General features: G+C 45.0%; 23 protein-coding genes and 1 tRNA gene. 18 read left to right on the top strand and 6 right to left on the bottom strand.

Annotation, left to right across the window (positions count from 1 at the left end; genetic code table 11):
• Window positions 1–46: 46 nt before the first annotated feature.
• From TW84_RS08745 to TW84_RS08730, 4 genes are all read right to left on the bottom strand, one after another.
• Window positions 47–1,357, bottom strand: a complete 1,311-nt coding sequence (locus TW84_RS08745) for an outer membrane protein transport protein (protein WP_045975276.1) — start codon at window positions 1,355–1,357, stop codon at window positions 47–49.
• A 316-nt stretch (window positions 1,358–1,673) separates the two neighbouring features.
• The gene (locus TW84_RS08740) at window positions 1,674–3,014 is read right to left on the bottom strand and encodes an outer membrane protein transport protein (RefSeq protein ID WP_045975275.1); all 1,341 of its coding nucleotides are present in this window, start codon (window positions 3,012–3,014) and stop codon (window positions 1,674–1,676) included.
• Window positions 3,015–3,279: 265 nt separating this feature from the next.
• The gene (locus TW84_RS08735) at window positions 3,280–4,008 is read right to left on the bottom strand and encodes a DUF3379 domain-containing protein (protein ID WP_045975274.1); all 729 of its coding nucleotides are present in this window, start codon (window positions 4,006–4,008) and stop codon (window positions 3,280–3,282) included.
• Entirely contained in the window at window positions 4,001–4,576 is a 576-nt protein-coding gene (locus TW84_RS08730; protein ID WP_157634020.1) for a sigma-70 family RNA polymerase sigma factor, read from the bottom strand. The genes TW84_RS08735 and TW84_RS08730 overlap by 8 nt, the downstream gene beginning before the upstream one ends.
• A gap of 623 nt (window positions 4,577–5,199) precedes the next feature.
• Here TW84_RS08730 and fadI point away from each other — a divergent pair.
• The 3 genes from fadI to TW84_RS08715 all read left to right on the top strand — a co-directional run bounded on the left by fadI (window position 5,200) and on the right by TW84_RS08715 (window position 9,282).
• Window positions 5,200–6,507, top strand: a complete 1,308-nt coding sequence (gene fadI, locus TW84_RS08725) for an acetyl-CoA C-acyltransferase FadI (protein ID WP_045975272.1) — start codon at window positions 5,200–5,202, stop codon at window positions 6,505–6,507.
• Window positions 6,507–8,630, top strand: coding sequence for a fatty acid oxidation complex subunit alpha FadJ (gene fadJ, locus TW84_RS08720; protein WP_045975271.1), 2,124 nt, complete (start codon window positions 6,507–6,509; stop codon window positions 8,628–8,630). Before fadI ends, fadJ begins: the two co-directional genes overlap by 1 nt.
• A gap of 103 nt (window positions 8,631–8,733) precedes the next feature.
• Complete coding sequence (locus TW84_RS08715; RefSeq protein WP_045975270.1) at window positions 8,734–9,282, top strand: NAD(P)H nitroreductase; 549 nt, start codon at window positions 8,734–8,736, stop codon at window positions 9,280–9,282.
• A 37-nt stretch (window positions 9,283–9,319) separates the two neighbouring features.
• On the opposite strand, the gene TW84_RS08710 is transcribed toward TW84_RS08715, so the two are convergent.
• Window positions 9,320–10,195 carry a LysR family transcriptional regulator gene (locus tag TW84_RS08710; protein WP_045975269.1) on the bottom strand — a complete coding sequence of 292 codons (876 nt, stop codon included), beginning with the start codon at window positions 10,193–10,195 and terminating at the stop codon, window positions 9,320–9,322.
• Window positions 10,196–10,437: 242 nt separating this feature from the next.
• Here TW84_RS08710 and TW84_RS08705 point away from each other — a divergent pair, with 242 nt between their 5' ends.
• The 7 genes from TW84_RS08705 to recR all read left to right on the top strand — a co-directional run bounded on the left by TW84_RS08705 (window position 10,438) and on the right by recR (window position 16,068).
• Window positions 10,438–11,538 carry a response regulator gene (locus TW84_RS08705; RefSeq protein ID WP_045975268.1) on the top strand — a complete coding sequence of 367 codons (1,101 nt, stop codon included), beginning with the start codon at window positions 10,438–10,440 and terminating at the stop codon, window positions 11,536–11,538.
• A 164-nt stretch (window positions 11,539–11,702) separates the two neighbouring features.
• On the top strand, window positions 11,703–11,834 hold the full coding sequence (locus TW84_RS25180; RefSeq protein WP_005432936.1) for a hypothetical protein: 132 nt from the start codon (window positions 11,703–11,705) through the stop codon (window positions 11,832–11,834).
• A gap of 47 nt (window positions 11,835–11,881) precedes the next feature.
• The gene (locus TW84_RS08695; RefSeq protein WP_045975317.1) at window positions 11,882–12,247 is read left to right on the top strand and encodes a YbaN family protein; all 366 of its coding nucleotides are present in this window, start codon (window positions 11,882–11,884) and stop codon (window positions 12,245–12,247) included.
• Between the two features lie 161 nt (window positions 12,248–12,408).
• Entirely contained in the window at window positions 12,409–12,954 is a 546-nt protein-coding gene (apt, locus tag TW84_RS08690) for an adenine phosphoribosyltransferase (RefSeq protein WP_045975267.1), read from the top strand.
• A 12-nt stretch (window positions 12,955–12,966) separates the two neighbouring features.
• Complete coding sequence (gene dnaX, locus TW84_RS08685) at window positions 12,967–15,051, top strand: DNA polymerase III subunit gamma/tau (RefSeq protein WP_045975266.1); 2,085 nt, start codon at window positions 12,967–12,969, stop codon at window positions 15,049–15,051.
• Window positions 15,052–15,122: 71 nt separating this feature from the next.
• On the top strand, window positions 15,123–15,452 hold the full coding sequence (locus TW84_RS08680; protein ID WP_006959389.1) for a YbaB/EbfC family nucleoid-associated protein: 330 nt from the start codon (window positions 15,123–15,125) through the stop codon (window positions 15,450–15,452).
• A gap of 16 nt (window positions 15,453–15,468) precedes the next feature.
• Window positions 15,469–16,068, top strand: coding sequence for a recombination mediator RecR (recR, locus tag TW84_RS08675; RefSeq protein WP_045975265.1), 600 nt, complete (start codon window positions 15,469–15,471; stop codon window positions 16,066–16,068).
• Window positions 16,069–16,115: 47 nt separating this feature from the next.
• On the opposite strand, the gene folD is transcribed toward recR, so the two are convergent.
• Complete coding sequence (folD, locus tag TW84_RS08670; RefSeq protein ID WP_045975264.1) at window positions 16,116–16,979, bottom strand: bifunctional methylenetetrahydrofolate dehydrogenase/methenyltetrahydrofolate cyclohydrolase FolD; 864 nt, start codon at window positions 16,977–16,979, stop codon at window positions 16,116–16,118.
• 201 nt (window positions 16,980–17,180) lie between these two features.
• Here folD and TW84_RS08665 point away from each other — a divergent pair.
• The 8 genes from TW84_RS08665 to TW84_RS08630 all read left to right on the top strand — a co-directional run bounded on the left by TW84_RS08665 (window position 17,181) and on the right by TW84_RS08630 (window position 25,355).
• A tRNA-Arg gene (locus TW84_RS08665) sits at window positions 17,181–17,257 on the top strand.
• A gap of 201 nt (window positions 17,258–17,458) precedes the next feature.
• Window positions 17,459–18,067, top strand: a complete 609-nt coding sequence (locus TW84_RS08660; RefSeq protein WP_045975263.1) for a DUF2913 family protein — start codon at window positions 17,459–17,461, stop codon at window positions 18,065–18,067.
• Between the two features lie 723 nt (window positions 18,068–18,790).
• Window positions 18,791–19,513: a response regulator gene (locus TW84_RS08655; RefSeq protein WP_045975262.1), complete on the top strand. Its 723-nt coding sequence runs from the start codon at window positions 18,791–18,793 to the stop codon at window positions 19,511–19,513.
• Window positions 19,514–19,516: 3 nt separating this feature from the next.
• Window positions 19,517–20,965: an ATP-binding protein gene (locus tag TW84_RS08650; RefSeq protein ID WP_045975261.1), complete on the top strand. Its 1,449-nt coding sequence runs from the start codon at window positions 19,517–19,519 to the stop codon at window positions 20,963–20,965.
• Window positions 20,966–21,103: 138 nt separating this feature from the next.
• A complete protein-coding gene (locus TW84_RS08645; protein WP_045975260.1) occupies window positions 21,104–22,351 on the top strand; it encodes an ABC transporter substrate-binding protein in 1,248 nt (415 codons plus the stop codon).
• Window positions 22,352–22,456: 105 nt separating this feature from the next.
• On the top strand, window positions 22,457–23,380 hold the full coding sequence (locus tag TW84_RS08640; protein WP_006959370.1) for a carbohydrate ABC transporter permease: 924 nt from the start codon (window positions 22,457–22,459) through the stop codon (window positions 23,378–23,380).
• Window positions 23,377–24,234: a carbohydrate ABC transporter permease gene (locus tag TW84_RS08635; protein WP_019277875.1), complete on the top strand. Its 858-nt coding sequence runs from the start codon at window positions 23,377–23,379 to the stop codon at window positions 24,232–24,234. The genes TW84_RS08640 and TW84_RS08635 overlap by 4 nt, the downstream gene beginning before the upstream one ends.
• A gap of 5 nt (window positions 24,235–24,239) precedes the next feature.
• Window positions 24,240–25,355 carry an ABC transporter ATP-binding protein gene (locus TW84_RS08630; RefSeq protein WP_045975259.1) on the top strand — a complete coding sequence of 372 codons (1,116 nt, stop codon included), beginning with the start codon at window positions 24,240–24,242 and terminating at the stop codon, window positions 25,353–25,355.
• Window positions 25,356–25,677 lie beyond the last annotated feature (322 nt).

The following is a 25,677-nucleotide window of genomic DNA, read 5'->3' as shown; positions in this document are numbered from 1 at the left end:
AAGGCTTGGTCATTGACCAAGCCTTTTTTCTTTGCGGGATAATTATTTAGAATGTGTAATTAGCTTGCACACCGATTAGCCAGACACTGCCTTTAGTTTCGCCGACGAATTGGCCTGCAACATTTTGTGCTTCATCATCCGATGTGTATCCGCGTGATTCGGTGATTGGTGCGTCTTTCGCGAGGATGTAGGTTAATCCACCATCTAGTGTGAACTGCTTAGTAAACTCGTAGCTCGCACCTAGGCTCAGCCATGTACGATCGGTTTCTGGAATGGTAATGGTGCGATTTTTATCACTGACTGCTGATGTGTCGTATGCGACGCCCGTACGCAGAGTTAGTTTTTGATCAACCTGATAGGTGGCACCGATGGCGAAACGGTAGTTGTCTTCCCAGTTTTCAACCTTGACCATTTTAGTACCATAGGTATCAAGTTGTGCTTCAAGCTTCTCGAAGCTGCTCCAATCAGTCCAGTTTAAACTTGCGTGGATAGCAAGCTTTTCCGTTAGCTGGTGGAAGCTTGCTAGTTCAGCGGTGGCTGGTAAGGCGAGATCCATAGAGCCGTTGTCACGGTTTCCGTTACTCAGTAGCGAGTTAAACCCAAAGCCCGTTGCATAACCCTCAAGTTTTAGATCAATTTCAGATTTGTAAGTAAAGCCAATTCTATGATCTTGGTTAATTTGCCAAGCTGATCCGATTTGCCAACCCCAAGCGGTATCATCACCTTCCATGTACTTTAGAGTAGTGCCTTGCGGCTTTGACAATACGTTGTATTGCGGTGTTTTTGCACCGAAGCTACCTTCACCCATGACATAACGGAGACCACCACCAAAACTGAATTGTTCATTCAGCTTGTAAGCGGCGTTTAGATTAGCTTCCATCGTGGTGACGCTGGCTTCATTACCAAAGTGTGCGGCGGCAAAGTCATCACCCAGATTGGTTTCCATACCGTAGTTAGTACCCAAGGCAAAGCCGACTGCGACTTTTTCAGAGTACTTATGAGAGAGGTAAAAGTTAGGAATAACGGCGTCATTCGCGAAATCATCAGAAGAAGCATTGGATGTAGGAAGTGTAGATAATGCTGACTTAGAACCATCCACACTACCATTAACATCAACATTCGGGTTGACGTAGATAGCGCCAACAGAAATCTGAGTACCTTCTAGATAGGTTAGCATTGCTGGGTTGCGCCACTGAGCACTCGCGTTGTCGGCTATAGCGGCTTCACCCGCGTAGGCGCGACCTAACCCTGTCGCTGAATATTCAGCGAGCTGGAATCCCGCTGCATTGACTGATGCTGATACTGAAAGAAGGCTACCTGCCACTGCAAGAGATAGGAGAGTTTTGTTTGTTTTCATTTTAATGTTCGCTGAACGTGTCGAGAGATGGTCATGCGATCATAAGTTTAGAGTTATTGCTTTAAAAATTAAAAACAGTGTTAAGCTAGCATTTGGTATAAAATACTTAAAAATGAGTATTAACCTACTTAATCAACTAAATGTTAATGGCTTGTTTTGTAAACTGAGCGTACACGCGTAGTCTGAAAATGTTGTTTACGAGTACATGTGTAAGCTGAAAATAGTTGATAAACAGAGGTTTAAAGTGGGCTTTATCGTTCAGCTAAAAGAAAGGGCCAGTAAAAACTGGCCCTTTAAAGTTGTTATTAACCATACGTTAAAACTTGTGAGTGTATTGCACACCGAATAACATAGCTGTCGCTTTAGTCGTTGTATCTAGCTTAATGGTGTTCGCACCACTTGTGATGGTGTCGTTAACCTTTTGGTCTTCGCCTATGAGATAGGTGAAGCCAACATCTATTGCTTGATCTTGGTTGATATGGTAAGTAGCACCGGCAGAGAACCATTGACGGTCAGAATCAGGTACGGATACTGAAGTCAGTTCATCTTGAACGCCTTCGTCGAACATGTAGCCTACACGAGCTTCCCAGTCTTGGTTAATGTAGTAGGTACCACCAATAGAGTAGTGGAAGGTATCTTTCCACTTATATTCTTTAATTTCAGTACCGTTAGTTGTTGCTAAGCGATCGAAAGCGCTCCAACCAATCCATTGTACGCTGTAGTGAACAGCGAATTTAGTGTCTTCAATACGGTGGTAACCAGAGAATTCAAACATATCGGGTAGTGGGATCTTAAGATCGCCGATATTTGAGTTACCGTTGTACGAAACAGTGCCGCTCACTTCTTTCTCTGGGCTGTAATGATAGCTTAAACCGAAGCGGTTGTTTTCATTTAACTCGTATACGGTTCCTAAGTTAAACCCTACTGCCCACCCAGACGCATCTATATTCATAAGCTCGCTGCTCTGAGTACCCAAGTTGCCACCCGGATTGTCCACTATATTTACAGTAGTCTGGCGTTTAAGTTCCCCTTCACCATAAATAATATCTAGTCCGCCACCAATGCTCCATTGTTCATTAAGACGATATGAACCAAGTAAAGCAATATTTGTTGTTTTAACGTTAGTAATGCCGCCGAAAGCGTCTGCACCAGGCACACTAGCGATGGTATTCGCGCCGCCTGATGAGGTGTACACTGTACCCGTTCCTTTACCCCAGTTGCTATCAAACTCATTGGTTGTACCAAAGTTAGAGTAAATACCAAGGCCGACAGCAAACTCTTCGTTAACAGGATGCACAATATAAAAGTTTGGCACAAAAGAGGTTGCGTCGTTTGTTGTGTCATCGACAGAACTAGATGAACCGCCGACTGCAGCTGGTTGAGTGTAAGTCGAATCCTTTATTTTAACTTCAGAGTCGATGATGTTAAAACCAAGCGACACTTCTGTTTGGTCGAATAATGACATTGCTGCAGCGTTACGAGACATAACAGAAGCGTTATCGGCGATAACAGCATCACCAGCGAATGCACGGCCTAAACCAGTCGCTGATTGAGAATTAAGTTGGAAACCGGCAGCGAGAGCTTGCTGCGAAGCCATTGTGGTTGTGGCAATGGTCACTGCTAAAAGTGATTTTTTAAACAGACGCGTCTTGTTCATTTTTGCTTTTTCCTTTTTTGTTCGTCTCTACCGGACGTTATACTCGAGCAAAAGCTCAGTGGTGGCTGATACTAGACTCAAGTATAAAAGATAGAAATCCGACCATTAGCTAATTGGATGATAAAATTATGGAAATGATGTGTATTTGGCAGGAAAATGCTGGAAAAAACTTCTTTTTAGAGCTTGAGCTCTAATTTTATGCTAAAAAAATGGCTTGAACGATTCGCTCAAGCCATGAGGTGGGTCACAAAATGTTAAAATTTGGTTAACTCATAGGCTTAATGATACTCATCAAGTTTTCGGCGATTTTGGCCACATCTTCACCTTCTTCTCCGACCAAGATTAAACTGGTCTGACCGACAGGTTCTACAACACCCGCCATACCTTCTTTCTCGAAGTCGACAGTCTTGTCTGAAGTAATGCCTGTTAAGAACAAGGTAACTTTACCTTTTTCACCACGGAAGACCATGTGAAGTGCATTCGATTGACCAAACCCACAATGATTGAGGTAGTAGACATGATATGGGAAGTTTTCACCAAGCTGGTGATCAAATGGCATCATCTTGGCGTTGATTTGCGATGATGCGACATTTTCATCCAAATTTTGAACGAATGGCTTTTCAGCAATGACGTGCTTGATGGCAGTATCAGCCAGACTTGCTTGTGCTGGAGATACAACGAGGTTACCCCAATTTACCTGTCCGACGAGCAAGCCAAAAACAAACGCAATCGATGCCGCCATGGCCATTGCTCGTTTAGCAAAGTTTGGTCTAACTACGTTTGATTCTGTGCTTGATGTCTGATGGAACAATATTCTGTCCGCCAGTTCTTCAGGGACATCTACATTCATTGCTTTGGCAATCTGAGCATCAAGATCCATTATATCATCGGCGAACTTGCCATTGGCATCATTTGACTTAATGGCTTCTAACATATCGCTGTCGCGGTCTTTAGGATCGGACATGATGCGACGACGAAACTCTAACTCATCCATTTTGCTGCCCTCTGTGACGGTTTTCTGTGTCTAACATATCTTTCAGTTGGTTTCTTGCTCTGAAGAGACGTGTCATCACAGTGTTCTTATTCAGACCGAGTATTTCACCAATTTCTTCGCCGCTAAATCCGCCGACGACTTGCAAGAAAAGTGGTTCGCGATACTCATCTTCCAGCTTCATGATCTGCGCCTGAATCCATTCGGATTGATGGTGTGGGTCATCGCTGACCTTTGCATCGTTGCCGTGATCATCAATATCGACCAGGTCAAACTGTTTTCTCTCAAAACGGCGAGCGTTTTCTCGTCTCAATATGGTAATGAGCCAAGATTTAGCTGCTTTTTCGTCCTGTAAACTATCCAGAGATTTCCATGCCCGTAGGCAAGTTTCTTGTACTAAGTCCTCTGCCACCGACTGGTCTTTACATAACCAGTAAGCGTAACGGTACAAGTCTCTGTGATACGCTCTGACAAGCGCTTCATACTTTCTTTGTCTGTCCATATCCGAGTTGACCGGGCGGCTGGACTTTTTCTTCCCAAAAAAACTGATGATTGACACATGAGCCTCCAAATTTGCTCTGTGGTTTTTGTTGAACGCCTGTAAGTAAAGGTTGTTCGTGAGACCTGAATGAAATGGGCATGTCCAACTTTATGTGCAAGCGAATGTTCTCATAGCGACTGATAGAATTAAAGTTAATCGGATTATTTTATAAAATATAATTAAGTGGATAAATCCACATAAACTTGATCTATTTCAAAATCCACTCAGTTTCAACGGTTATAGTATTCCTTGTCATCTAGTTGGTCTTATGACCAACATGTTGAGCAAGATGACACTTCCTTTTGAAGGCTGACTTTACTTTCTCCTAATCAGGAAACTGATTATTTTCAATTGGCGTAAGTTAATTGTTTTATATATTCCGACCACACAGTTCTGTGTGGTTTTTTTTTGCTCAACATTCTCCGCCACTGTAACTATAGATGATAGATTTTTTGCAAACAGCTTGCCTAAACCAAGGCTTTTTCTGCAAGCTATCTAATCTATAAATCCCACTGCCATTCAGCTTTGGTTCATTCCAAACAAGTAAACTGCTTTTCCATCCTAAATCACGTTTATTTAAACGACCGTTTGATTGTATTAACATTCTGATTACAATGTTTCTGGTCAGACCTCTATTCTTTAAAGGAGAAACAATGGGCAAACAGGAAGTGAAAACGCGTTCCGGAGAGCGCGTCGCGGTTGTCGCTGGTTTGCGTACACCATTTGCACGTCAAAGTACTGAATTCAGTCAAGTGCCAGCAGTTGATTTGGGTAAAATGGTCGTAAGCGAGATGATGGCGCGAACTGAGATCGACCCAAAGCTTGTCGATCAAGTCGTTTTTGGTCAAGTCGTGCAAATGCCGGAAGCTCCGAACATTGCTCGTGAAATCGTTCTTGGTACAGGAATGAATATTCACACTGATGCTTACAGCGTGACCCGAGCTTGCGCGACGAGTTTTCAGTCGGCGGTCAATGTGGCTGAAAGCATTATGTCTGGCTCGATTGATGTGGGGATTGCGGGCGGCGCAGACTCTTCTTCAGTATTACCCATTGGCGTGTCTAAAAAACTAGCGGCGAATCTACTCGCCCTGAGCAAAACGAAAACTCTAGGCCAAAAGCTCAAGATTCTTAAAAGTTTGTCCTTTAAAGATTTGATGCCAGTGCCTCCAGCCGTGGCAGAATACTCAACAGGTTTGTCGATGGGCCAAACTGCTGAACAGATGGCTAAATCACATGCGATTACTCGTCTTGAGCAAGATGCGTTGGCGCATCGTTCTCATACTCTTGCTGCTCAGGCGTGGAATGAAGGGAAAATTGAAGGGGAGGTCATGACGGCATTCCCTGAACCGTATAAAAAGTGGCTCGCAAAAGATAATAACATTCGCTATGACTCTACACTCGAAGGTTACGCAAAGTTACGTCCGGCCTTTGACCGTCAGTATGGTAGTGTCACCGCTGCAAACAGTACGCCACTCACCGATGGAGCGGCGGCAATTATGCTGATGCGTGAAGGCAAAGCAAAAGAGTTGGGCCTCGATATCATGGGTTACATCCGATCTTACGCATTCTCTGCGATTGGTGTTGAAACGGATATGTTAATGGGTCCCTCTTACTCAACACCGATGGCTCTGTCCAGAGCGGGTATTGAACTGTCCGACCTTACTTTGATTGATATGCATGAGGCATTCGCAGCTCAAACCTTATCGAATGTGAAGATGTTTGCTTCTGATAAGTTTGCTCAAGAGCAACTGGGCCGATCCAAAGCGATCGGTGAAATCGACATGGATAAGTTTAATGTGCTGGGTGGTTCGATTGCCTATGGTCACCCATTTGCAGCGACAGGAGCACGAATGATTACTCAGACGTTACGAGAGCTAAAACGTCGAGGTGGTGGACTAGCGTTGAATACAGCATGTGCCGCAGGTGGTTTGGGTGCAGCGATGGTTTTGGAGGTTGAGTAATGAGCGAGCAAAAAGCGTTTGAGTTAAAAATAGACGAACAAGATATCGCCTGGCTGTCTATTGATGTTCCGGGTGAGAAAATGAACACCTTACAAGCAGCGTTTGCTCAGGAAATGGAAGACATCTTTAACCAACTGAAGGAGAAAAAATCCTCAGTAAAAGGTTTGATTATCCACTCTCTGAAACCGGACAATTTCATCGCAGGCGCTGATGTCAGGATGCTGGACGCATGTAACAGTACTTCACAAGCGCAAGCTTTAGCCGAACAAGGTCAACAGATGTTTCAGCAACTATCTGACTTACCTTATCCTGTTATTGCTGCCATTCACGGCCCTTGCTTGGGTGGCGGTTTAGAACTTGCCCTTGCATGTGATTACCGTGTTTGTACGAACTCAGATAAAACTCGACTAGGGTTACCGGAAGTACAGCTTGGACTGCTCCCAGGCTCTGGTGGTACGCAGCGACTACCACGTCTTGTTGGGCTATTGCCATCTTTGGATATGATCCTGACAGGTAAGCAGCTACGTGCTAAAAAAGCCAAGAAGCTTGGTGTTGTGGATGCTGTGGTACCTGAGACGATTTTACTTGAGGTAGCGAAGAGCTTTGTCGAAAAGCATGCTGGAAAATCGCGAGCTAAGCGCAAGGTTTCAACGAAAGAGAAGCTAATCGCTAATACCGGTCTTGGTCGTAAAGTGATCTTTGAGCAAGCATCAAAGAAGACCCTCGAAAAGACTCGCGGCAATTACCCAGCGGCAGAGGCAATCCTAGAAGTGATTCGCTACGGTCTAGAGAAAGGGTTTGAAAAAGGCCAGCAAAAAGAAGCACAGCGCTTTGGTGAGCTAGTAATGACCTCTGAGTCGAAAGCACTTCGCTCTATTTTCTTCGCGACAACCGAGATGAAGAAAGAGAATGGCAGCGATGCTGAGCCTAAAACGATTGAACGTGCGGCGGTTCTAGGTGGTGGCCTGATGGGTGCTGGAATCAGCCACGTCAGCGTCTCGAAAGCGAAAATTCCAGTGCGTATCAAAGATGTCTCTAACGATGGTGTTCTTAACGCGTTGAAGTACAACTACAAGTTGTTTGATAAGCAGCGCAAGCGTCGCATTATTTCTAAAGCACAGCTGCAGTCCCAAATGTTACAGATGTCAGGTGGAACCGATTTCACCAGCTTCAATCATGCGGATGTTATTGTTGAAGCGGTATTTGAAGATCTGAGCCTCAAGCAGCAAATGGTCGCTGATGTGGAAGAGAATGCGAAAGATAGCACTATTTTTGCTACTAATACCTCTTCGCTGCCTATTCATCAGATAGCGGAAAAAGCTCAGCGACCTGAAAACATCGTTGGCTTGCATTACTTTAGCCCAGTAGAAAAAATGCCGTTGGTTGAGGTTATTCCTCATCAAACAACGTCTGATGAAACAATCTCGACTGTCGTTGAGTTTGCACGTAAGCAAGGTAAAACGCCGATTGTTGTTAAAGATTGTGCGGGTTTCTACGTGAACCGTATTCTTGCTCCGTACATGAATGAAGCGGCACAAGTTTTGATGTCTGGTGAGCCGATAGAGCAATTGGATAAAGCTTTGCTGAACTATGGCTTCCCAGTAGGCCCGATAACCTTGCTTGACGAAGTTGGTGTCGATATCGGTGCTAAGATTATGCCGATTCTGGTTGAAGAATTAGGCGAACGTTTCCAAGGTCCTGACGTGTTCGATATCTTGCTGAATGATAATCGTAAAGGACGTAAGACAGGTAAAGGTTTCTATACCTATAAAGGTAAGAAGAAGGAAGTCGACAAGTCAGTGTATAAGCTACTTAGCTTGTCACCAGAGTCTAAGATGGCAGAGAAAGACATCGCGATGCGCTGTGTGCTACCTATGTTGAATGAAGCGGTTCGCTGTCTTGACGAAGGCATTATTCGTAGCCCTCGAGATGGTGACATTGGTGCTATTTTTGGTATTGGCTTCCCTCCTTCCCTTGGTGGTCCATTCCGCTATATGGACCAGATTGGTGTGAAGAAACTGGTAGAAATGATGAACGAGCACGCGCAGAAATACGGGGATCGTTTCGCTCCTTGTGATGGTTTGTTGACCCGAGCAGGGTTAGAGAAATCGTTTTACGAGTAACGCGAGATCGAAGATGGTAAGGCGAACCGTAAGGTTCGCCTTTTTTGTTACCTGAGGTTATGATCAAGCCAAAGCAAAGATAAAAACTCAGTAAGGATTTCAAATGGATGCTTTAGATTTGTTGCTCAACCGTCGTTCGATAGCAAAATTGTCTGAGCCTGCGCCAGAAGGACAGGTGCTTGAGAATATAATCCGTGCTGGATTGAGAGCCCCAGATCACGCAGGCTTAACACCTTGGCGCTTTGTTATTTCCCAAGGTGAAGGTCTTAACAAGCTGTCACACATTCTGGTGTCAGCGGCCAAAGTCGAGAACAGCGAAGACGCGGTTTTAGATAAACTGAAAAATGCGCCATTCCGAGCACCTATGGTTATCACAGTGATTGCTAAAGTTACTCAGCATGAAAAAGTACCGCCACTGGAGCAATATCTATCTGCGGGTTGTGCGGTGCAGGCTATGCAAATGGCCGCGGTGGCTCAAGGTTTTCAAGGCTTTTGGCGCTCAGGAAAGTGGATGTTTCACCCAGCAGTTCACGATGCGTTTGGTCTAACAGGGGAAGATGAAATTGTTGGCTTTCTCTACTTGGGAACACCATCATGTAACCCAATGAAAGTACCAGAACGGGACCTAAGTAAGTTTGTCGAGTACTTGTAACAAAAGAGCTTGGGTTCCCCCAAGCTCTTTTTGTTTATCAATGGATGTTGTAAGCGATCACAAAGTCGATAAACAAGCGTACTTTTTCTGGTAGGTGGTCTTTGTGGTTATACAACATGTAGATATCTCGTGGGTTTGCGCTCCACTCTTCAAGAACCCGCACTAAACTGCCATCTTGGAGGTACTCCTTAAGCATCGCATCAGGCATAAGCGTTATACCCAAGCCATCTGAGCAGGCACTACGCACCACGTCTAAGGTGTTTGCTTGAAAACGTCCTTTATCATTATTTACAACGGTTTCTCCACTGGCGTTAGTCAGTTGCCATTTGAGGAGAGGAGCACCTTTTAACAGCGGGTGGGTATGTAAATCTTCGGCATGTTTTGGGGCTGGGTTATTTTTCAAATAAATTGGGCTGGCAACCAAGATATCTTCAACAGAACTGATTTTACGAGCAATGAGGCTTGAATCTCGTTGCGGGCCGACACGGAATATGACGTCCCATTCTGTTGGGTCGAGCTGATCTGCATGGTTACTGGTAGTGAGTTCAATATTAATGTCCGGATAATGCGTCATGAACTCATTGAACATCGGCATCATCATTCTCTTAGTGAGGTTAGATGGTGCTGAAATACGAATTTTACCCGCAGCGCCACGACATTCGTCAGTGATCTCTTCAGCGGCTAGGGTCAGTCTGTTGAGTAGCGGAGAGCATTCGTTGTAAAAACGTTCGCCAGCTTCTGTGAGAGAAAGCTTACGAGCATGGCGATTGAGCAGTCTAAGGTTTAGAGCCTCTTCCAACGCTTGTATGCGTCGAGTGATTGTAGCAACGGGAATCATCGTCTTACGAGACGTGGCGGTATAGCTCCCATTTTCCACAACTAGCCTAAACAGGTTGAGATCGTCTAATTTCATTATGTCCGACACATTTTTATGGATTTGGTTAATTTATATCTATATCAGATGTCAAAGGTTGAGTCACATCAACAAGTTTTACGATCTTTGACATTGCATACATATAGTATGTAACAAGTGCGCGAAGTGGAAGATTTGTATAAATACACTTTCGCGACTACTTTTAAATGAGTGTTTGAAACGAGTTATAAAAACAATAATAACAGCAGTTGTACGTTTTTAGTTGTGTGAGGCGAAGGTTTATGCATAAAACATACGAAGTGGCGACAAAGCCCTCAGTTCAGCTGGCTGCCAGCCCAAAACGGATTATGCTAGTCGATGATGATCCTGTATTTCGTAAGATTACCAGCGGGTTTCTCGAAGCTCAAGGTTATCAAATCGTAGAAGCTGAAAATGGCTTAGAAGGTCTTAAAAAGCTCAGAGATGCTGAGCCCGATATCATTTTGTGCGATCTATCTATGCCAGTGTTGGATGGTATAGAGTTTGTGGAAGAGGTGAGTTTAGAGTACCCATCGCTCCCGTTGATCGTTGTGTCTGCAACCGATGAAATGTCAGATGTAGCAAAAGCGCTACGGTTCGGTATTAAGGATTTTTTACCGAAGCCAATTGCAAATCATGAGCATCTCGCGAGTGCAATCGAGAACACACTCGACGATTCTGATAACCATCTTTGTGATCAGCGTGATTTTGCCAGCCAATGGTTTCGTGTAGACAGCGGTGATATGCCAGAGGAACAGGAGTTACATTGGCACCTCGAATATCTCGAAGACAATCCCATTGCTGCGAAAGATTTACTTCATGCTTTGCTACCTGATAAGGATACGTCTCAGGGGGATTGGAAGTGCAGTTACCGCTTATTGCAGTCCACAGATGTTATGCCTCTAGTGTTTGATTATGCTTGGCTTATGAATGGCCAGTTTGCGTTTTATCTTGTTGACTCAGCGAGCGAAGGGCAGCACGGTGCAGCGACGACTCTGCTGGTACGCGCGTTGTTCCATGATTACTTAAGAAATCTGAAGTGTTTCAACGCGGATCTGAAAGACATTGCTGACCTCCTTGAAAAAGGGGTGACGTGTTCCGAATGTGCGAGTCCAGTACGTGCCCTGTTTGGATTAGCTGATGTGTCTGAAGGAACACTATCTATTTTACCTGCCGGATTAGATGCTCAGTGGTCTAATGGCTACTTTTCGCAGCACATACCTGCGGGTGTGAGGCTAGGGGATAGTTGTGCGAAGAACTTCATTACCACTGATCTGCCAATACAGTCTGCTTGCCAGTTAACTTTAAGCTGCTTGGGTTCAAGTAGTTTCAGCTTAGATATTTTCCGCGGAGGGAGTGCGTAAGCGCTCCTTTTGCATCGAGTTGAATAGTGGAATAACCTTTTTTTTATTCGGTGTTTATGTGCAAGGTATTAGGGTATAGTCCGCCAAAACAAAAATGACCCAATGTTTTAACGAAAGTTTAACCCGTGGTCGGAAAATCGTCACTACATTAGAGAAGTAATCCCATGGCAGACAAAGATTTCAAAGAACCTTACAATATTTTCTACTTTCTAGGTTTTATTGCAGTGCTACTGATCCCTACACTACCAGCCACGTTAACTTGGATTCGTGTAATGAACGGATACGCGGGTTTCTAATTGATTTCTCGGAGCTTACCATCAGTATTCAAAGACTTGGTTTAAATATTGTCGGTAGCTTAAGTTTGTGCCTGGGCTTTCTGGGCATATTCCTCCCTCTTCTCCCAACGACGCCATTTATTCTTCTTGCCAGTGCGTGTTTTATGCGCAGTAGCCCAACCTTCCATCGTTGGTTGCATGAGCACAAAACGTTTGGGCCTATCTTAGACAATTGGCATCAGCATGGTGCAGTAACCAGCAAAGTAAAAACACGTGGAGCCATTTGTATGGTCGCGAGCTTTACCTTTTCTATTTGGGTTGTTCCCCACTTTTGGCTAAAGATTATGCTGGTAGTCATGCTGATCATCTTATTGACTTGGTTTATTCGTTTACCAGTGATAGAGCGCCTTGCTGACAAGCAAGAAAATCACTAAGATTGCAGTAAAGTGTGCCCGCTCTTCAGAGTGGGCGTTTATAATTGTAGGCACAGAGCATTTAAGTCAGCGGTTGATGACCCAAATGTGCAGAGAACCCCGCTAGCGTCACCACATAATGACAAGATAGGTACACGCTTAGCCAATCTAAGAAATGAGTTATGACAACTGAAACAATCTCACTGATCAAATCCAGCATCAAAAGTATTCCAGATTATCCAAAGCCAGGCATTCTATTTCGTGACGTGACCAGCTTGATGGAAGACGCTCCTGCTTACCAAGCGACGATCCAACTATTAGTTGAAAAATACAAGGACATGGGTTTCACCAAAATTGTAGGTACAGAAGCGCGTGGTTTTCTCTTTGGGGCTCCGCTTGCACTTGAGCTAGGCCTAGGTTTTGTTCCTGTGCGTAAGCCGGGTAAACTGCCACGTGAGACCGTTGCTCAATCTTATGATCTCGAGTACGGCACTGACACACTAGAAATCCACACTGACGCGATTTCGCAAGGTGACAAAGTGTTGGTTGTTGATGATCTTTTGGCTACTGGTGGCACTATTGAAGCGACAACGAAACTGATTCGTCAGTTGGGTGGCGTTGTGGAACATGCTGCATTTGTTATCAATCTTCCAGAGATTGGTGGCGACAAGCGTCTAGAAGGTTTAGGCCTCGACGTATACAGTATCTGTGAATTTGACGGCCATTAATCGGATATACTCATGAGTTATCTTGCTTTAGCTCGAAAGTGGCGACCTACTAACTTCAATGAAGTGGTAGGGCAAAGCCATGTTTTGACAGCATTGGAAAATGCTTTAGCCCAGAACCGGCTCCATCATGCCTACTTGTTTAGCGGTACACGTGGTGTTGGGAAAACGACGATAGGTCGATTGTTTGCAAAAGGGCTGAATTGTGAAACAGGGATCACAGCGACGCCTTGTGGTACTTGTGCTACTTGTAAAGAAATCGATGAAGGCCGGTTTGTCGACCTATTGGAAATCGATGCTGCGTCACGCACTAAAGTTGAAGATACTCGTGAATTGCTGGATAACGTGCAATATAAGCCTGCACGTGGTCGATTTAAGGTTTATCTAATCGATGAAGTCCACATGCTCTCGCGCCACAGTTTTAACGCGTTACTTAAAACACTCGAAGAGCCGCCTGAGTATGTGAAATTCCTTCTGGCGACGACTGATCCGCAAAAGCTACCTGTTACCATTTTATCCCGTTGTTTGCAGTTTCATCTCAAGCCAATCAGTGTTGATACTATCCATGAACAGTTGGATCATATTTTAAAACATGAGCAAGTGTCCTCTGAGCCGCGAGCGCTTGGAATGATCGCACACGCTGCTGATGGTAGTATGCGTGATGCATTGAGCTTAAGTGATCAGGCCATTGCATTAGGTAACGGGCAAGTACTTGCTGACAGCGTGGCACACATGTTGGGCACACTGGATACCGACCAGGCGTTGCATTTGCTTGAGGCGATCAGCTCAAAGCAACCTCAGGTGGCGATGGACCGTTTATCAGCCTTAGCGCAAAACGGCGTTGAATGGGATGGGCTGCTCCAACAGCTTGCGACTCAGTTGCATCGTCTAGCAATGTATCAGGCACTGCCTGCAACCTTGGACAAGGCGCAGCCTGACGCAGAAAAAGTAGAGCTTTTGAGTCGTGCTTTAGCGCCTCAAGATGTTCAGCTGTATTATCAAATTGCTTTGAAAGGTCGCCAAGATCTTCCTTTAGCGCCTTCAGAGCGCATTGGTCTAGAGATGGTTATGCTGAGAATGATGGCATTCAGGCCGTCGGCAAAACCTCAAGCACATGCTATCTCGACAGATGTTGTTCCGTCAGAGCCGGAGACTCAAGCGCCAGTCTCTCAACCTCTCTCTAGTGCGACGACTCACAGTACCACGTCGCCTGTCGTACCGACTCCTTCCCATCGTCAGGATCGAGAAGCGTTACCGCCGGCTGGTTACATGCCAGAGCAATATAGCCATGAGCCTATGGATTACGAGCCTTTACAGCAAGACACACCGGTTCCATCTATGTCTCAAGAGCAGCAGGTTCCGCCTTCAGTACAACAGGGCCAACCTACATCGCCTGTGAGTGGGTTGCGTCATCAGCTTCGTTCTCAACGTAAAGGGAACCACCAAGGAAATACGCCAAAAAAGGCTAACGCGACATCAGCAAAAAAATCAGAATCTGTTCTTGACCGAGTTGCTCAGCGACAATCAGGAACTCTGCCGGTGTCGCCATTGTCAAACTCGCAGTCGGTAGCGACACCTGAGCCGATTAAGAATGAACCTTATCAGTGGAAGCCGACCCTAACTCAAGTCGAAAAACAGGACAGTGAACTGACTCCAACTCAGATAAAAAAAGCGTTGGAGCATGAGAAAACACCTGAAATGGCCCAAAAATTAGCAGAAGAGAGCCTAGGGAAAAATGAGTGGGCGAAGCTGATTAGTCAGCTGGACACGGCTAAGCTGACTGAGCAATTGGCTCTGAACTCCCATTATGAAAAACAAGGTTCATTAATCGCACTAACATTAAGGCCTCAGCAGGCGCATTTAAATACAGAGCGTGCGCAAAGTGAGTTACTCGAGGCAGTCAACAGAGCTATTAGTGAGGATTGCCATCTTACTGTTGAGATAGGCGATAGCGGAGAAACACCTTTAGAGCTGAGAGAAAAACTTTATCAAGGAAGATTGCAACAGGCGTTTGTGAGCTTAGAAAATGATAATCATGTTCAGTTCATTGAGCAAAGATTTGCTGCAGAACTCGATAAAGACAGTGTACGACCAATCTAATTCTGGGGTTGAAAAGTCATACTTCGACCCCATTTATTAACGAAATAGGCTAAATAACCAGAGAGATAATCATGTTTGGTAAAGGCGGTATGGGCAATTTGATGAAGCAAGCCCAGCAAATGCAAGAGCGTATGCAAAAGCTTCAAGAAGAAATTGCAAATATGGAAGTGACAGGTGAGTCTGGTGCAGGCCTAGTAAAAGTCACTATCACGGGCAGCCACAGCGTGCGTCGCGTTGAAATTGATGAAAGTCTGATGGAAGACGACAAGGAAATGTTAGAAGACCTTATCGCTGCTGCTTTCAACGATGCTGCTCGTCGTGTTGAAGAAACTCAGAAAGAAAAAATGGCTGGCGTGACTGGAGGTATGCAACTACCACCGGGCATGAAAATGCCTTTCTAATCGATAGGGTTAGTTAATGCGCACCAGTCATATGCTGGAGCAATTGATGGAGGCCTTGCGTTGTCTGCCTGGGGTTGGTCCCAAGTCGGCTCAACGTATGGCCTTTCATTTGTTACAGCGCGATAGAAAAGGTGGTTTGCAGTTATCGGATGCGTTAAGCCATGCGATGACGGAAATTGGTCACTGCAATGAATGTCGCACGTTTACCGAAGAAGAAACCTGCCATATTTGTACCAATCCTAAACGTCAGGAAAATGGTCAAATTTGTGTAGTTGAAAGCCCGGCTGATATTGCTGCTGTAGAGTCAACGGGACAGTTTTCTGGCCGCTATTTTGTTTTGATGGGGCATTTGTCTCCCCTTGATGGAATTGGTCCGAGTGATATTGGTCTGGACGTGCTCGACTACCGCTTACGCCGAGGGGATGTTTCCGAAGTCATTCTCGCGACCAACCCCACAGTCGAAGGGGAGGCCACAGCACATTATATCGCTGAATTGTGTAAGGAACATCAGGTTCAGGCGAGCAGAATTGCCCATGGCGTCCCTGTAGGTGGTGAATTAGAGTTGGTGGATGGCACAACGCTCTCACATTCACTGTTAGGTCGACAAAAGCTATGATTCATACTGGATGATTGAAAAAGCCACTCTTGAGAGTGGCTTTTTTGTTATTTCTGTTTGGTGTGAAACTGTTCACAAGCCAACATTGTATTCTCAATCAAGCTGGCTACTGTCATTGGACCAACACCACCAGGAACGGGCGTAATAAAGCTCGCGTTTTCCTTTGCGTTTTTGTAATCGACGTCACCGACTAGTTTTCCAGACTCTAAGCGGTTGATACCGACATCGACTACCACGGCGCCTTCTTTGATCCAATTACCTGGAATAAAGTTAGGTTTACCTACCGCCACTACCACTACATCAGCTTGTCGCACGTGGCTTTCGAGATCTTTGGTGAATCGGTGACAAGTGGTCGTTGTACAGCCCGCTAGCAGAAGCTCAAGCGTCATAGGGCGGCCTACAATGTTAGACGCGCCCACAACAACCGCATGCATACCGCGAAGGTTTATATTGTAGCGGTCAAGTAACGTGATGATGCCTTTGGGTGTGCATGAACGAAGTTTAGGGATACGTTGAGCAAGACGACCAACGTTATAAGGGTGGAAGCCATCAACGTCTTTTTCTGGGTGAATACGTTCTAATACATGTGTTGTATCGATACCAGCGGGTAACGGAAGCTGTACCAGAATACCATCAATTTCTTCGTCAGCATTCAACTCATCAATTAGAGACAACAATGCTTCTTCTGAAGTTGAAGCAGAAAGATCAAATGATTTTGATACGAATCCTACTTCTTCACACGCGCGACGCTTGCTTCCAACGTACACTTGCGATGCCGGATCTTCCCCGACCAGCACTACAGCAAGGCCAGGTGCTCTTAAGCCAGAATTGACACGAGCCTTCACACGAGCGGCAACTTCCGATCGAACGGTTTGAGAAATAAGTGTTCCATCAATATTTTGAGCAGTCATGGCGTTCCTTTAAATAGAATGGCTATCTAGTTGCCGCGCATTGTCGCAAAAAATTTGACTAACATCTATAAGCAAACGTTTGCCTTGAGGTGTTTTTAATCAAAATGCAATCTGGTGACCTTTTTTTAGTCATTCAGATCAGAATGTTAAGAAAATACCTTGTTTTAAGAACTCGAACTCGTATAATCCTTTCCCTGTAGCGCGCCCTTAGCTCAGTTGGATAGAGCACGTGCCTTCTAAGCATGTGGTCGCAGGTTCGAATCCTGCAGGGCGTGCCATTTCTTTAAAAACCCTGATGGCTTAGCGGCTGTCAGGGTTTTGTCTTTCTGTGAAAGGATGAAAACTGGCTCATAACCATAGCGTGACGATTGCACTGAATTTGACCTGTACATAAGCTGAGCTTTTCTGTAGCATGTCGTTCCTTCTCAAAGTACCTAAATTGATTAAAGCTTGAACAGGGCCCCATACGTTCAGACAACATGCGCAGTATCCATACTAAAATTAAACCCGAGTTTGAGCCTCTTCTGTCTGAGCTAGCATTACATGCATTGCTTCATCTGCACACTAATCATTCTGCACAGGCTTTAGGCCGAAAGTCGCGTTCGGACATCAATGATATACTTTCTGCTTGGCTGAACAAGGCGGCTAACAGCAAGAAGTATAAGCCTTTTAAGAAGAAAGTCCGCTCTCTGGTCAGTCACGCTCGATCTCAGCGTCTGGATATGGAATCAATGCTAGGCAATCTGTTCTCACCAGTTCATGGTGATGAATTGCCTCATTTAGACAGTTTTCTTTTGCTTATCAACTCTATAGAGAAAGAACTCAATACAACGGTGCTGGTGTCTAGTGCAGAAGAGGTGGACTTAGCCTTTAATCCTAAAGGTTGTCTATTGTGTGTGCTGTCACCGGATTTGAATGCGCATTTTGATAATCGCAATCGTCTATCTGCTGATATTTCAATGCTATTTCGTGGTACTCGTGGCGAAAAGCATGCCATTCTTCGAACCATTTACGCTTCCGCAATCTTTGAACATAAAGTTGATTACGAAGATGATAGCTTTGTGCGCATTAGCTTAGGCTTGAAATAAATTTACCGCTTCGTTCCTGAATGGACTGAAATCTTAATTGCCTTCATTTAATTAGATTTTCACGAACTTTAGCTGCAATTTACTGACAAATCGCGCACTGGAACCAATTGTTTACACTCTTTAAAGCTCGAAAAGTAGGCTTAAACTCTCAAATTTTTCAGATTGTCATAAAAATTTAATCTTATTGTGTATTGAGAAACCTCATCAAATTCATCATATTGTAATCAAGATGTAACAAAAACAATGAGGAGAATGTATGCAGCATCAAGAAATGATCCAACCTTCTAACTTTGGCGTTATCAGCCGTACTTGCCTATTTTCTCTTGTCGGGATTGTGGGTGTTTTCGCTCTTATTTAATAATGAATGATAATAAAGCAAAGCCTTAATAAGTGTTCAGGGATATGGTTATAACATCATTTATTAGGGCAGCTTTCGAAGCATATCTATCGGCTTTATGCTACTGTCTGCGGTAACAGCTTTGCAAATGGACTGCATATGTCTTCTCTGTCGCCGATCAACCTTAACTACCGCTTTAGTCAATTCCCTTCAGCTGCTCTTCCTAATTGGCCTCTCTTGTGAAAAAGTACTGAATTACTTTTATATTTGTTAATAGGTTGTGATCTGAATCTGTTTTGTGATCAAATAATCCAATTTTATCAATCTGCCCCATTCCTATTAATCTCTAAACTAGAGCCAGACATCGTAAGTAATAATTGAAGTGAATGAACGCAAAGATACTTGTTGTAGATGATGATCTAGAAATTCGGGAGCTGTTGGGTGAATACCTGACCAAAGCGGGTTATCAGGTCAACGCCGTGGCGGATGGAGATGAATTAAAAGCGCACCTCGATCAAGAAGGCTACCCAGATATGGTGCTTCTTGATGTGATGCTACCGGGTGATGACGGCTTTACCTTGTGCCAACACATTCGTCGCGATTCTAATGTACCAATTATTATGCTGACTGCAGTGTCGGATGAAACTGATCAAATCATTGGCCTGGAAATTGGTGCCGATGACTACATTGCCAAACCATTTAATCCACGTCAGCTCATTGCTCGAATAAAAGCGGTGTTGCGAAGAGTTCAAGCCAATGAAGAAAAAAGTTCGGATTCTCTACCAAAACAGATTACGTTTGGCGACTGGCAACTTGATACCTTAGCGCACAAAATTACCCATAGTGATACCCAAGAAGAACACGATCTGTCGGGCAGTGACTTTGCACTCTTAATGCTGTTTCTCTCGCGTCCGAATGAAGTTTTAGATCGCGATACGATCTCTTTTGCGACCAGAGGGCGAGAGGCACTTCCTTTTGAGCGAGGTATTGACGTGCAGTTGAGTCGCTTGCGTCAGCGTCTGGGTGATAGTGGTAAATACCCGCAATATATTAAAACTATGCGCGGTAATGGCTATATCCTCGCCGTACCAGTCAGCATCGAACATTGATAGATGAACGCTCTATTACATAGGCTAAAACCCAATTCCTTGGTCACCCGTACTCTAGGGCTAGCGTTGTTAGCGGTGATATTAGCACAGGGCATTGCCACGGCTATCTGGTATACCGAATCGAAGCAAAAAGAGTTGGCAGGTATTCAGTCTGCCTCTGAAAGCATGGCGAACATGTTTGCCTCAACCGTGACATTTTTCCAATCCCTACCGACGCGCTATCGTCATATTGTACTGGATCAGATTCGTAATATGGGTGGTACGCGTTTCTTTGTGTCATTCAACAAAGAAAAGCTGATTGTTGAGCCAATTCCAGATACACAGTTAAAAAGAGCCTCACTTTCTGCGGTGGAAACTGTGCTCAACGACAAGTTACCTAAGGTGTCTTCGATATCAGTCGACTTTTCTCATGCGCACAATCTTCGTCTACTAAAGAATGACATCTACCTTAGTGATTTACCCAAATCATGGGCGCATCATACTTTAACATTATCGCCCATTGATCCTCCCGTCCTAGTGGTACAGATCGAGCTTAAGAGCAATGAGTGGGTCTATATTGCTGCGTTACTTCCCGCACCCTATGTCACATTAGATGACACCTTAATTGGTCGAGAGCAGATCCTGTTTATCTTCTTCTCGACGACCTTGTTGCTTGGTCTGACTTATCTGTTAATGCGTCGGCAAGTCAAACCCTTAAAGCGTTTGGCAAAAGCGGCCAATGAAATGAGCATGGATATTGATCAGCCGCCACTAGGTGAAGAAGGGGCGAGCGAACTGGTCACTGCGACGCGAGCGTTTAATCGTATGCAGCAGCGTATCAGACGCTATGTGGCTGATAGGGAGCATCTGTTTTCGTCTATATCGCATGATCTCAAAACGCCGATTACTCGATTACGTTTAAGAGCTGAGCTACTCGATGACGACAAAAAACGTCATAAATTCAATCAGGACTTAGATGAGCTGGAGATGATGGTCAAAGGCGCACTTCAATGTGTGAAAGACACTGATTTACACGAGAACAATGCCTTTATTGATCTCAATGCCATGATTCAGTCGGTAATCGAGCCGATGAACTTTAAGCGTGATTGTGTCACTTTCATTCCAATCGAGATGGAACCTATGGTGGCTAAGCCCTTAGCCATTAAGCGAGTGTTGACCAATTTAATCGATAATGCGGTTAAATATGGAAATAGTGCGAGCGTGTCGATTGAAGTAACGGATGAATGGATTTCCGTCTCGATTGACGATGTTGGACCGGGAATACCAAGTGATAAGCTCGAAGCAGTTTTTGAGCCGTATTTTCGCTTAGCTTCTGATGACCAAGGCCACGGTTTAGGCTTAGGTATCTGCCGTAACATTCTGCATGGGCATGGTGGAGATCTCATTATCAGCAATCGCCCACAAGGCGGTTTGAGAGCGCAACTCTTTATCCCACCGACACTTGAAGTCTGATGTAACATTGGTGTTACATTATTATTACGGTTTGTTTCAATCTAATCTGTACAAATCTATACACTCATTTTCGAACACATGAAACAGGGGCTTGTTCGCTGTCAGCCCTGTGTCTAATCCAATACATGGAAGATAATAATGAAAATGAATAAAACCCTACTTACCTTATCCCTTCTATCAGCGGCCTCTATGACTCAAGCGGGGGAAGTTGAAGTACTTCACTGGTGGACTTCGGGTGGCGAAGCTAAATCCATTTCTGTTCTGAAAGACATGCTGGAAGAACAAGGCCATAGCTGGAAGGATTTTGCGGTTGCTGGTGGCGGTGGTGAAAGTGCGATGACGGTACTGAAAACTCGTGCGGTGTCAGGTAATCCACCTTCAGCGGCGCAGATAAAAGGCCATGACATTCAAGAGTGGGGTGGTCTGGGTTTCCTGACTAATCTTGATGACGTTGCAGAAAAAGGTAACTGGGATGGCGTAGTGCCAAAAATGGTGACCGACGTCATGAAGTGGGATGGTGATTTTGTCGCTGTGCCAGTCAACGTTCACCGTGTGAACTGGCTTTGGGCAAACCCAGCGGTATTTGAAAAAGCGGGCGCAAAAGTCCCAACGACCTTGGATGAGTTTTTTGTCGCAGGTGACAAAATTAAAGCAGCTGGTTTAATCCCGTTGGCCCACGGTGGTCAGCCATGGCAGGACGCTACTGTGTTTGAAGCGGTTGCGCTTGATGTTTTAGGCAGCGAAGACTATGTCAAAGCCTTTGTTGAGCTGGATATGGATGTTCTGTCTGGCGACAAGATGGTCGACGTGTTTGCCAAATTCCAGAAAATGCATGATTACATCGACTCAAACTCGCCGGGCCGTGACTGGAACGTTGCGACTTCGATGGTGATCAATGGTGAAGCAGCGATGCAAATCATGGGTGATTGGGCGAAGGGCGAATTCTCAGCAGCCGGCAAAGTGGCAGGTAAAGATTATGTCTGTGTACCAGCTCCGGGTACCGCAGGTCAATTTACTCATAATGTCGACAGCTTTGCTTTCTTTGAGCTAGGCGAATCAGGTAATCAACAAGCGCAAAAAGCGCTGGCTGCCACCATTCTTGACCCTAAATTCCAAGAAGTGTTTAACCTGAATAAAGGTTCTATTCCAGTACGCCTAGATATGGATATGTCTAAGTTTGACAAGTGTGCGCTGGATTCAATGGACGAGTTTAAAGCGACGGCGAAATCTGGTGATCTCGTACCAAGTATGGCGCACGGCATGTCAACTACCAGTTACGCACAAGGTGCGATCTTTGACGTTGTGACTAACTTCTTTAATGACAAAGATGCCAATCCGCAAGATGCCGCGCAGAAACTGGCGAAAGCAGTAAAAGCGGCGATTTAAAAGCGCTTTATTCTGTCACCCCCAAGGGCAGGCAGGCTTGTGGGGAGCCTGCTTGTCCTTTCCTTCTAAGACTTACTTTCAGGAAAAGTGTCACAAGGATTCGTTATGGAGCATGTTTTGACTGGGTCAAAAAGTCAGTCTGTCTATAAGCCAAGCTTTGCTGACAGGCTACAAACCTGGCTGCCGAAGATCGTATTAGCACCGACCATGTTGGTTACTGTGGTGTGTATTTACGGCTACATCTTCTGGACTGCCGCACTATCTATGACCAACTCTCGATTTCTACCTAGCTTTAATTTTGTCGGTTTTACCCAGTACGAAAAGCTAATGGACAACGACCGTTGGATCACTTCAATTTCAAACTTAGGTATTTTTGGCCTGCTGTTTATGCTGGTCGCAATCGGCTTAGGTGTCGGTCTAGCAATATTGCTCGATCAAAATATTCGTCAGGAAGGGGCGATTCGTACCATTTATCTCTATCCGATGGCGTTGTCTTTCATTGTCACGGGTACGGCTTGGAAATGGATTCTAAACCCAGGTCTGGGCATCGAGAAACTGATGCACGACTGGGGATTTACAGACTTCAAATTCGACTGGTTGGTTGACTCTGATATGGCGGTCTATACCTTGGTTATTGCTGCAGTATGGCAATCTTCCGGTTTTGTAATGGCGATGTTCCTCGCGGGTCTTCGTGGTATCGATTCCTCGATCATCAAAGCTGCTCAAATTGATGGTGCTAACCTACCGACGATTTACGTGAAAATTATTCTTCCTTGTCTGCGGCCAGTGTTCTTTAGCGCGGTAATCATTACATCGCATATTGCGATTAAGAGTTTTGATTTAGTGACAGCAATGACGGCTGGCGGGCCAGGTTATTCCTCAGACCTACCAGCACTGTTTATGTATGCCCATTCATTTACGCGTGGTCAGATTGGCCTTGGCGCTGCCAGTGCCATGATGATGCTAGCCGGAATTCTTGCCATTCTGGTGCCGTATTTGTATTCCGAACTTAGGGAGAAGAAATCATGACTAACAACATGAATTTTGCTCGCCTGTTCATATACTCAGCGCTGATTTTCTTCTGTCTGGTTTACCTGATGCCATTGTTTGTCATGGTTATCACTTCATTCAAAACCTTACCAGATATCAAAGCGGGTAATTTGATGAGCCTACCTAAAGAGTGGGTGTTTGATGCTTGGTATAAAGCTTGGGACGGAGCTTGCACCGGAGTGAAATGTGAAGGTGTGAAAGGTTATTTCTGGAACTCTTTCCAGATGGTTATACCTGCTGTTGCGATCTCAACCTTGCTTGGCGCTTTCAATGGCTATGTTGTGACTAAGTGGCAGTTCCGTGGTTCGAACCTCTTCTTTAGCTTATTGCTGTTTGGCTGTTTTATCCCATTTCAGGTCATCTTGCTGCCTATGGCGGCGGTGCTAGGTAAGTTGGGTTTAGCTAATACCACAGCGGGTTTGGTAACTGTTCACGTTATCTACGGTATGGCCTTTACGACATTGTTCTTCCGCAACTTCTACATCAGCATTCCTGATGAGTTGATCAAAGCAGCGAAGCTGGATGGGGCGGGGTTCTTTACCATCTTCTTCAAAATCCTGCTGCCACTTTCAACGCCAATCATTATGGTGACCGTGATTTGGCAGTTCACATCGATCTGGAACGACTTCTTGTTTGGTGTGGTGTATTCAGGATCCGACACACAGCCGATTACGGTAGCACTTAACAACTTGGTGAATACCAGCACAGGTGTGAAGGAATACAACGTGGATATGGCCGCGGCTATCATTGCCGCTCTACCGACGTTGCTAGTTTATGTGCTGGCAGGAAAGTATTTTGTTCGTGGCCTGACCGCCGGATCAGTAAAAGGATAATCATAATGGCAACTTTAGAACTCAAACAGATCCGTAAAACCTATCCAAAAGCGGAACAGGAAACTCTTAAGGGAATCGATATCAGCATTGGCTCGGGGGAGTTTCTGATTTTAGTTGGCCCATCGGGCTGTGGTAAATCAACTTTGATGAACACCATTGCTGGTTTAGAAGGCATCAGTTCAGGTGAAATTGTGATCGATGGCCGTGATGTCTCAGTCGTGGAGCCAAAAGATCGTGACATCGCGATGGTTTTCCAGTCCTACGCGTTGTATCCAAACATGACAGTGCGTGGCAACATCGCGTTTGGCCTTAAGATCCGTAAAATGCCTGACGCAGAGATCGATGCTGAAGTGCAGCGTGTGGCAGAGGTGCTACAAATCGACCATCTGCTTGACCGTAAGCCATCACAGCTATCAGGTGGTCAGCGTCAGCGTGTTGCGATGGGACGAGCCTTAGCGCGCCGACCTAAGTTATATCTGTTTGATGAACCGTTATCGAATTTGGACGCAAAACTGCGTGTCGAAATGCGTCATCAGATCAAACGCCTTCATCAACAACTCAATACCACCATTGTTTATGTTACTCATGATCAGATTGAAGCCATGACCTTGGCTGATCGCATTGCCGTGATGAAAGATGGTGAATTGCAGCAACTGGGCACACCTCAGGAAATCTACAATACGCCCAGCAATATGTTTGTTGCCAGTTTTATGGGCTCTCCATCGATGAACTTCATTAAGACCATGGTTGATCTTGATGATGAGCAGAAGCCAGTGATTAAAGTGAAAGGTGGTAACGATCAGGAGCACCATATCCGTTTGCCTAACTCAATGCGTGAGCAAGATGGTAAGGAAGTGGTGATTGGTTTGCGTCCAGAGCACATTACTGAGAAACAAAATCAGGAATCGAATGCTACCACTCAACTTGATTTGCAACTTGAGGTTCTGGAACCCACTGGGCCGGATACTATCGCGATGATTAAGGTCAATGGTCAGGAGGTGGCATGTCGACTGTCTCCGGAGTTTGACGCTCGTGTTGGTCAGGTTGCCCCTCTGCATTTTGACCTGTCAAAAGCGGTATTCTTTGATGCACAAACAGAACAAAGAATTGAGTTTCATTAATAAGATTGAACACGCTCCCAACCAGTACGGGGGAGAATCGGACTGGCTTGCTGTCCGAGTTGGGAGCGTGTTCGCCCTTAATTCGGCTAATTAAAAAAACCTTTATTTAATAAAACAATCAATAGCGACTATGCTTATAGCATCATCATGAATATGAAATTCGTGTTTGTCTTGAGAGGGGAGCCAGTCAGTCTCCTTGCTGACTCTCAAATCTCATGTAATAAAAATGGCAGCCTGACGCTGCCATTTGTTTGTCTAACGTTTAGTTAATGTTAAATATGTGTAAAATGACACATTCGAGAAGTTTCGATGTGTCACTTTC

The sequence above is a fragment of the Vibrio neptunius genome (assembly GCF_000967495.1).
Lineage (GTDB): Bacteria > Pseudomonadota > Gammaproteobacteria > Enterobacterales > Vibrionaceae > Vibrio > Vibrio neptunius.
This window is presented reverse-complemented; position numbering and strand designations above follow the sequence as displayed.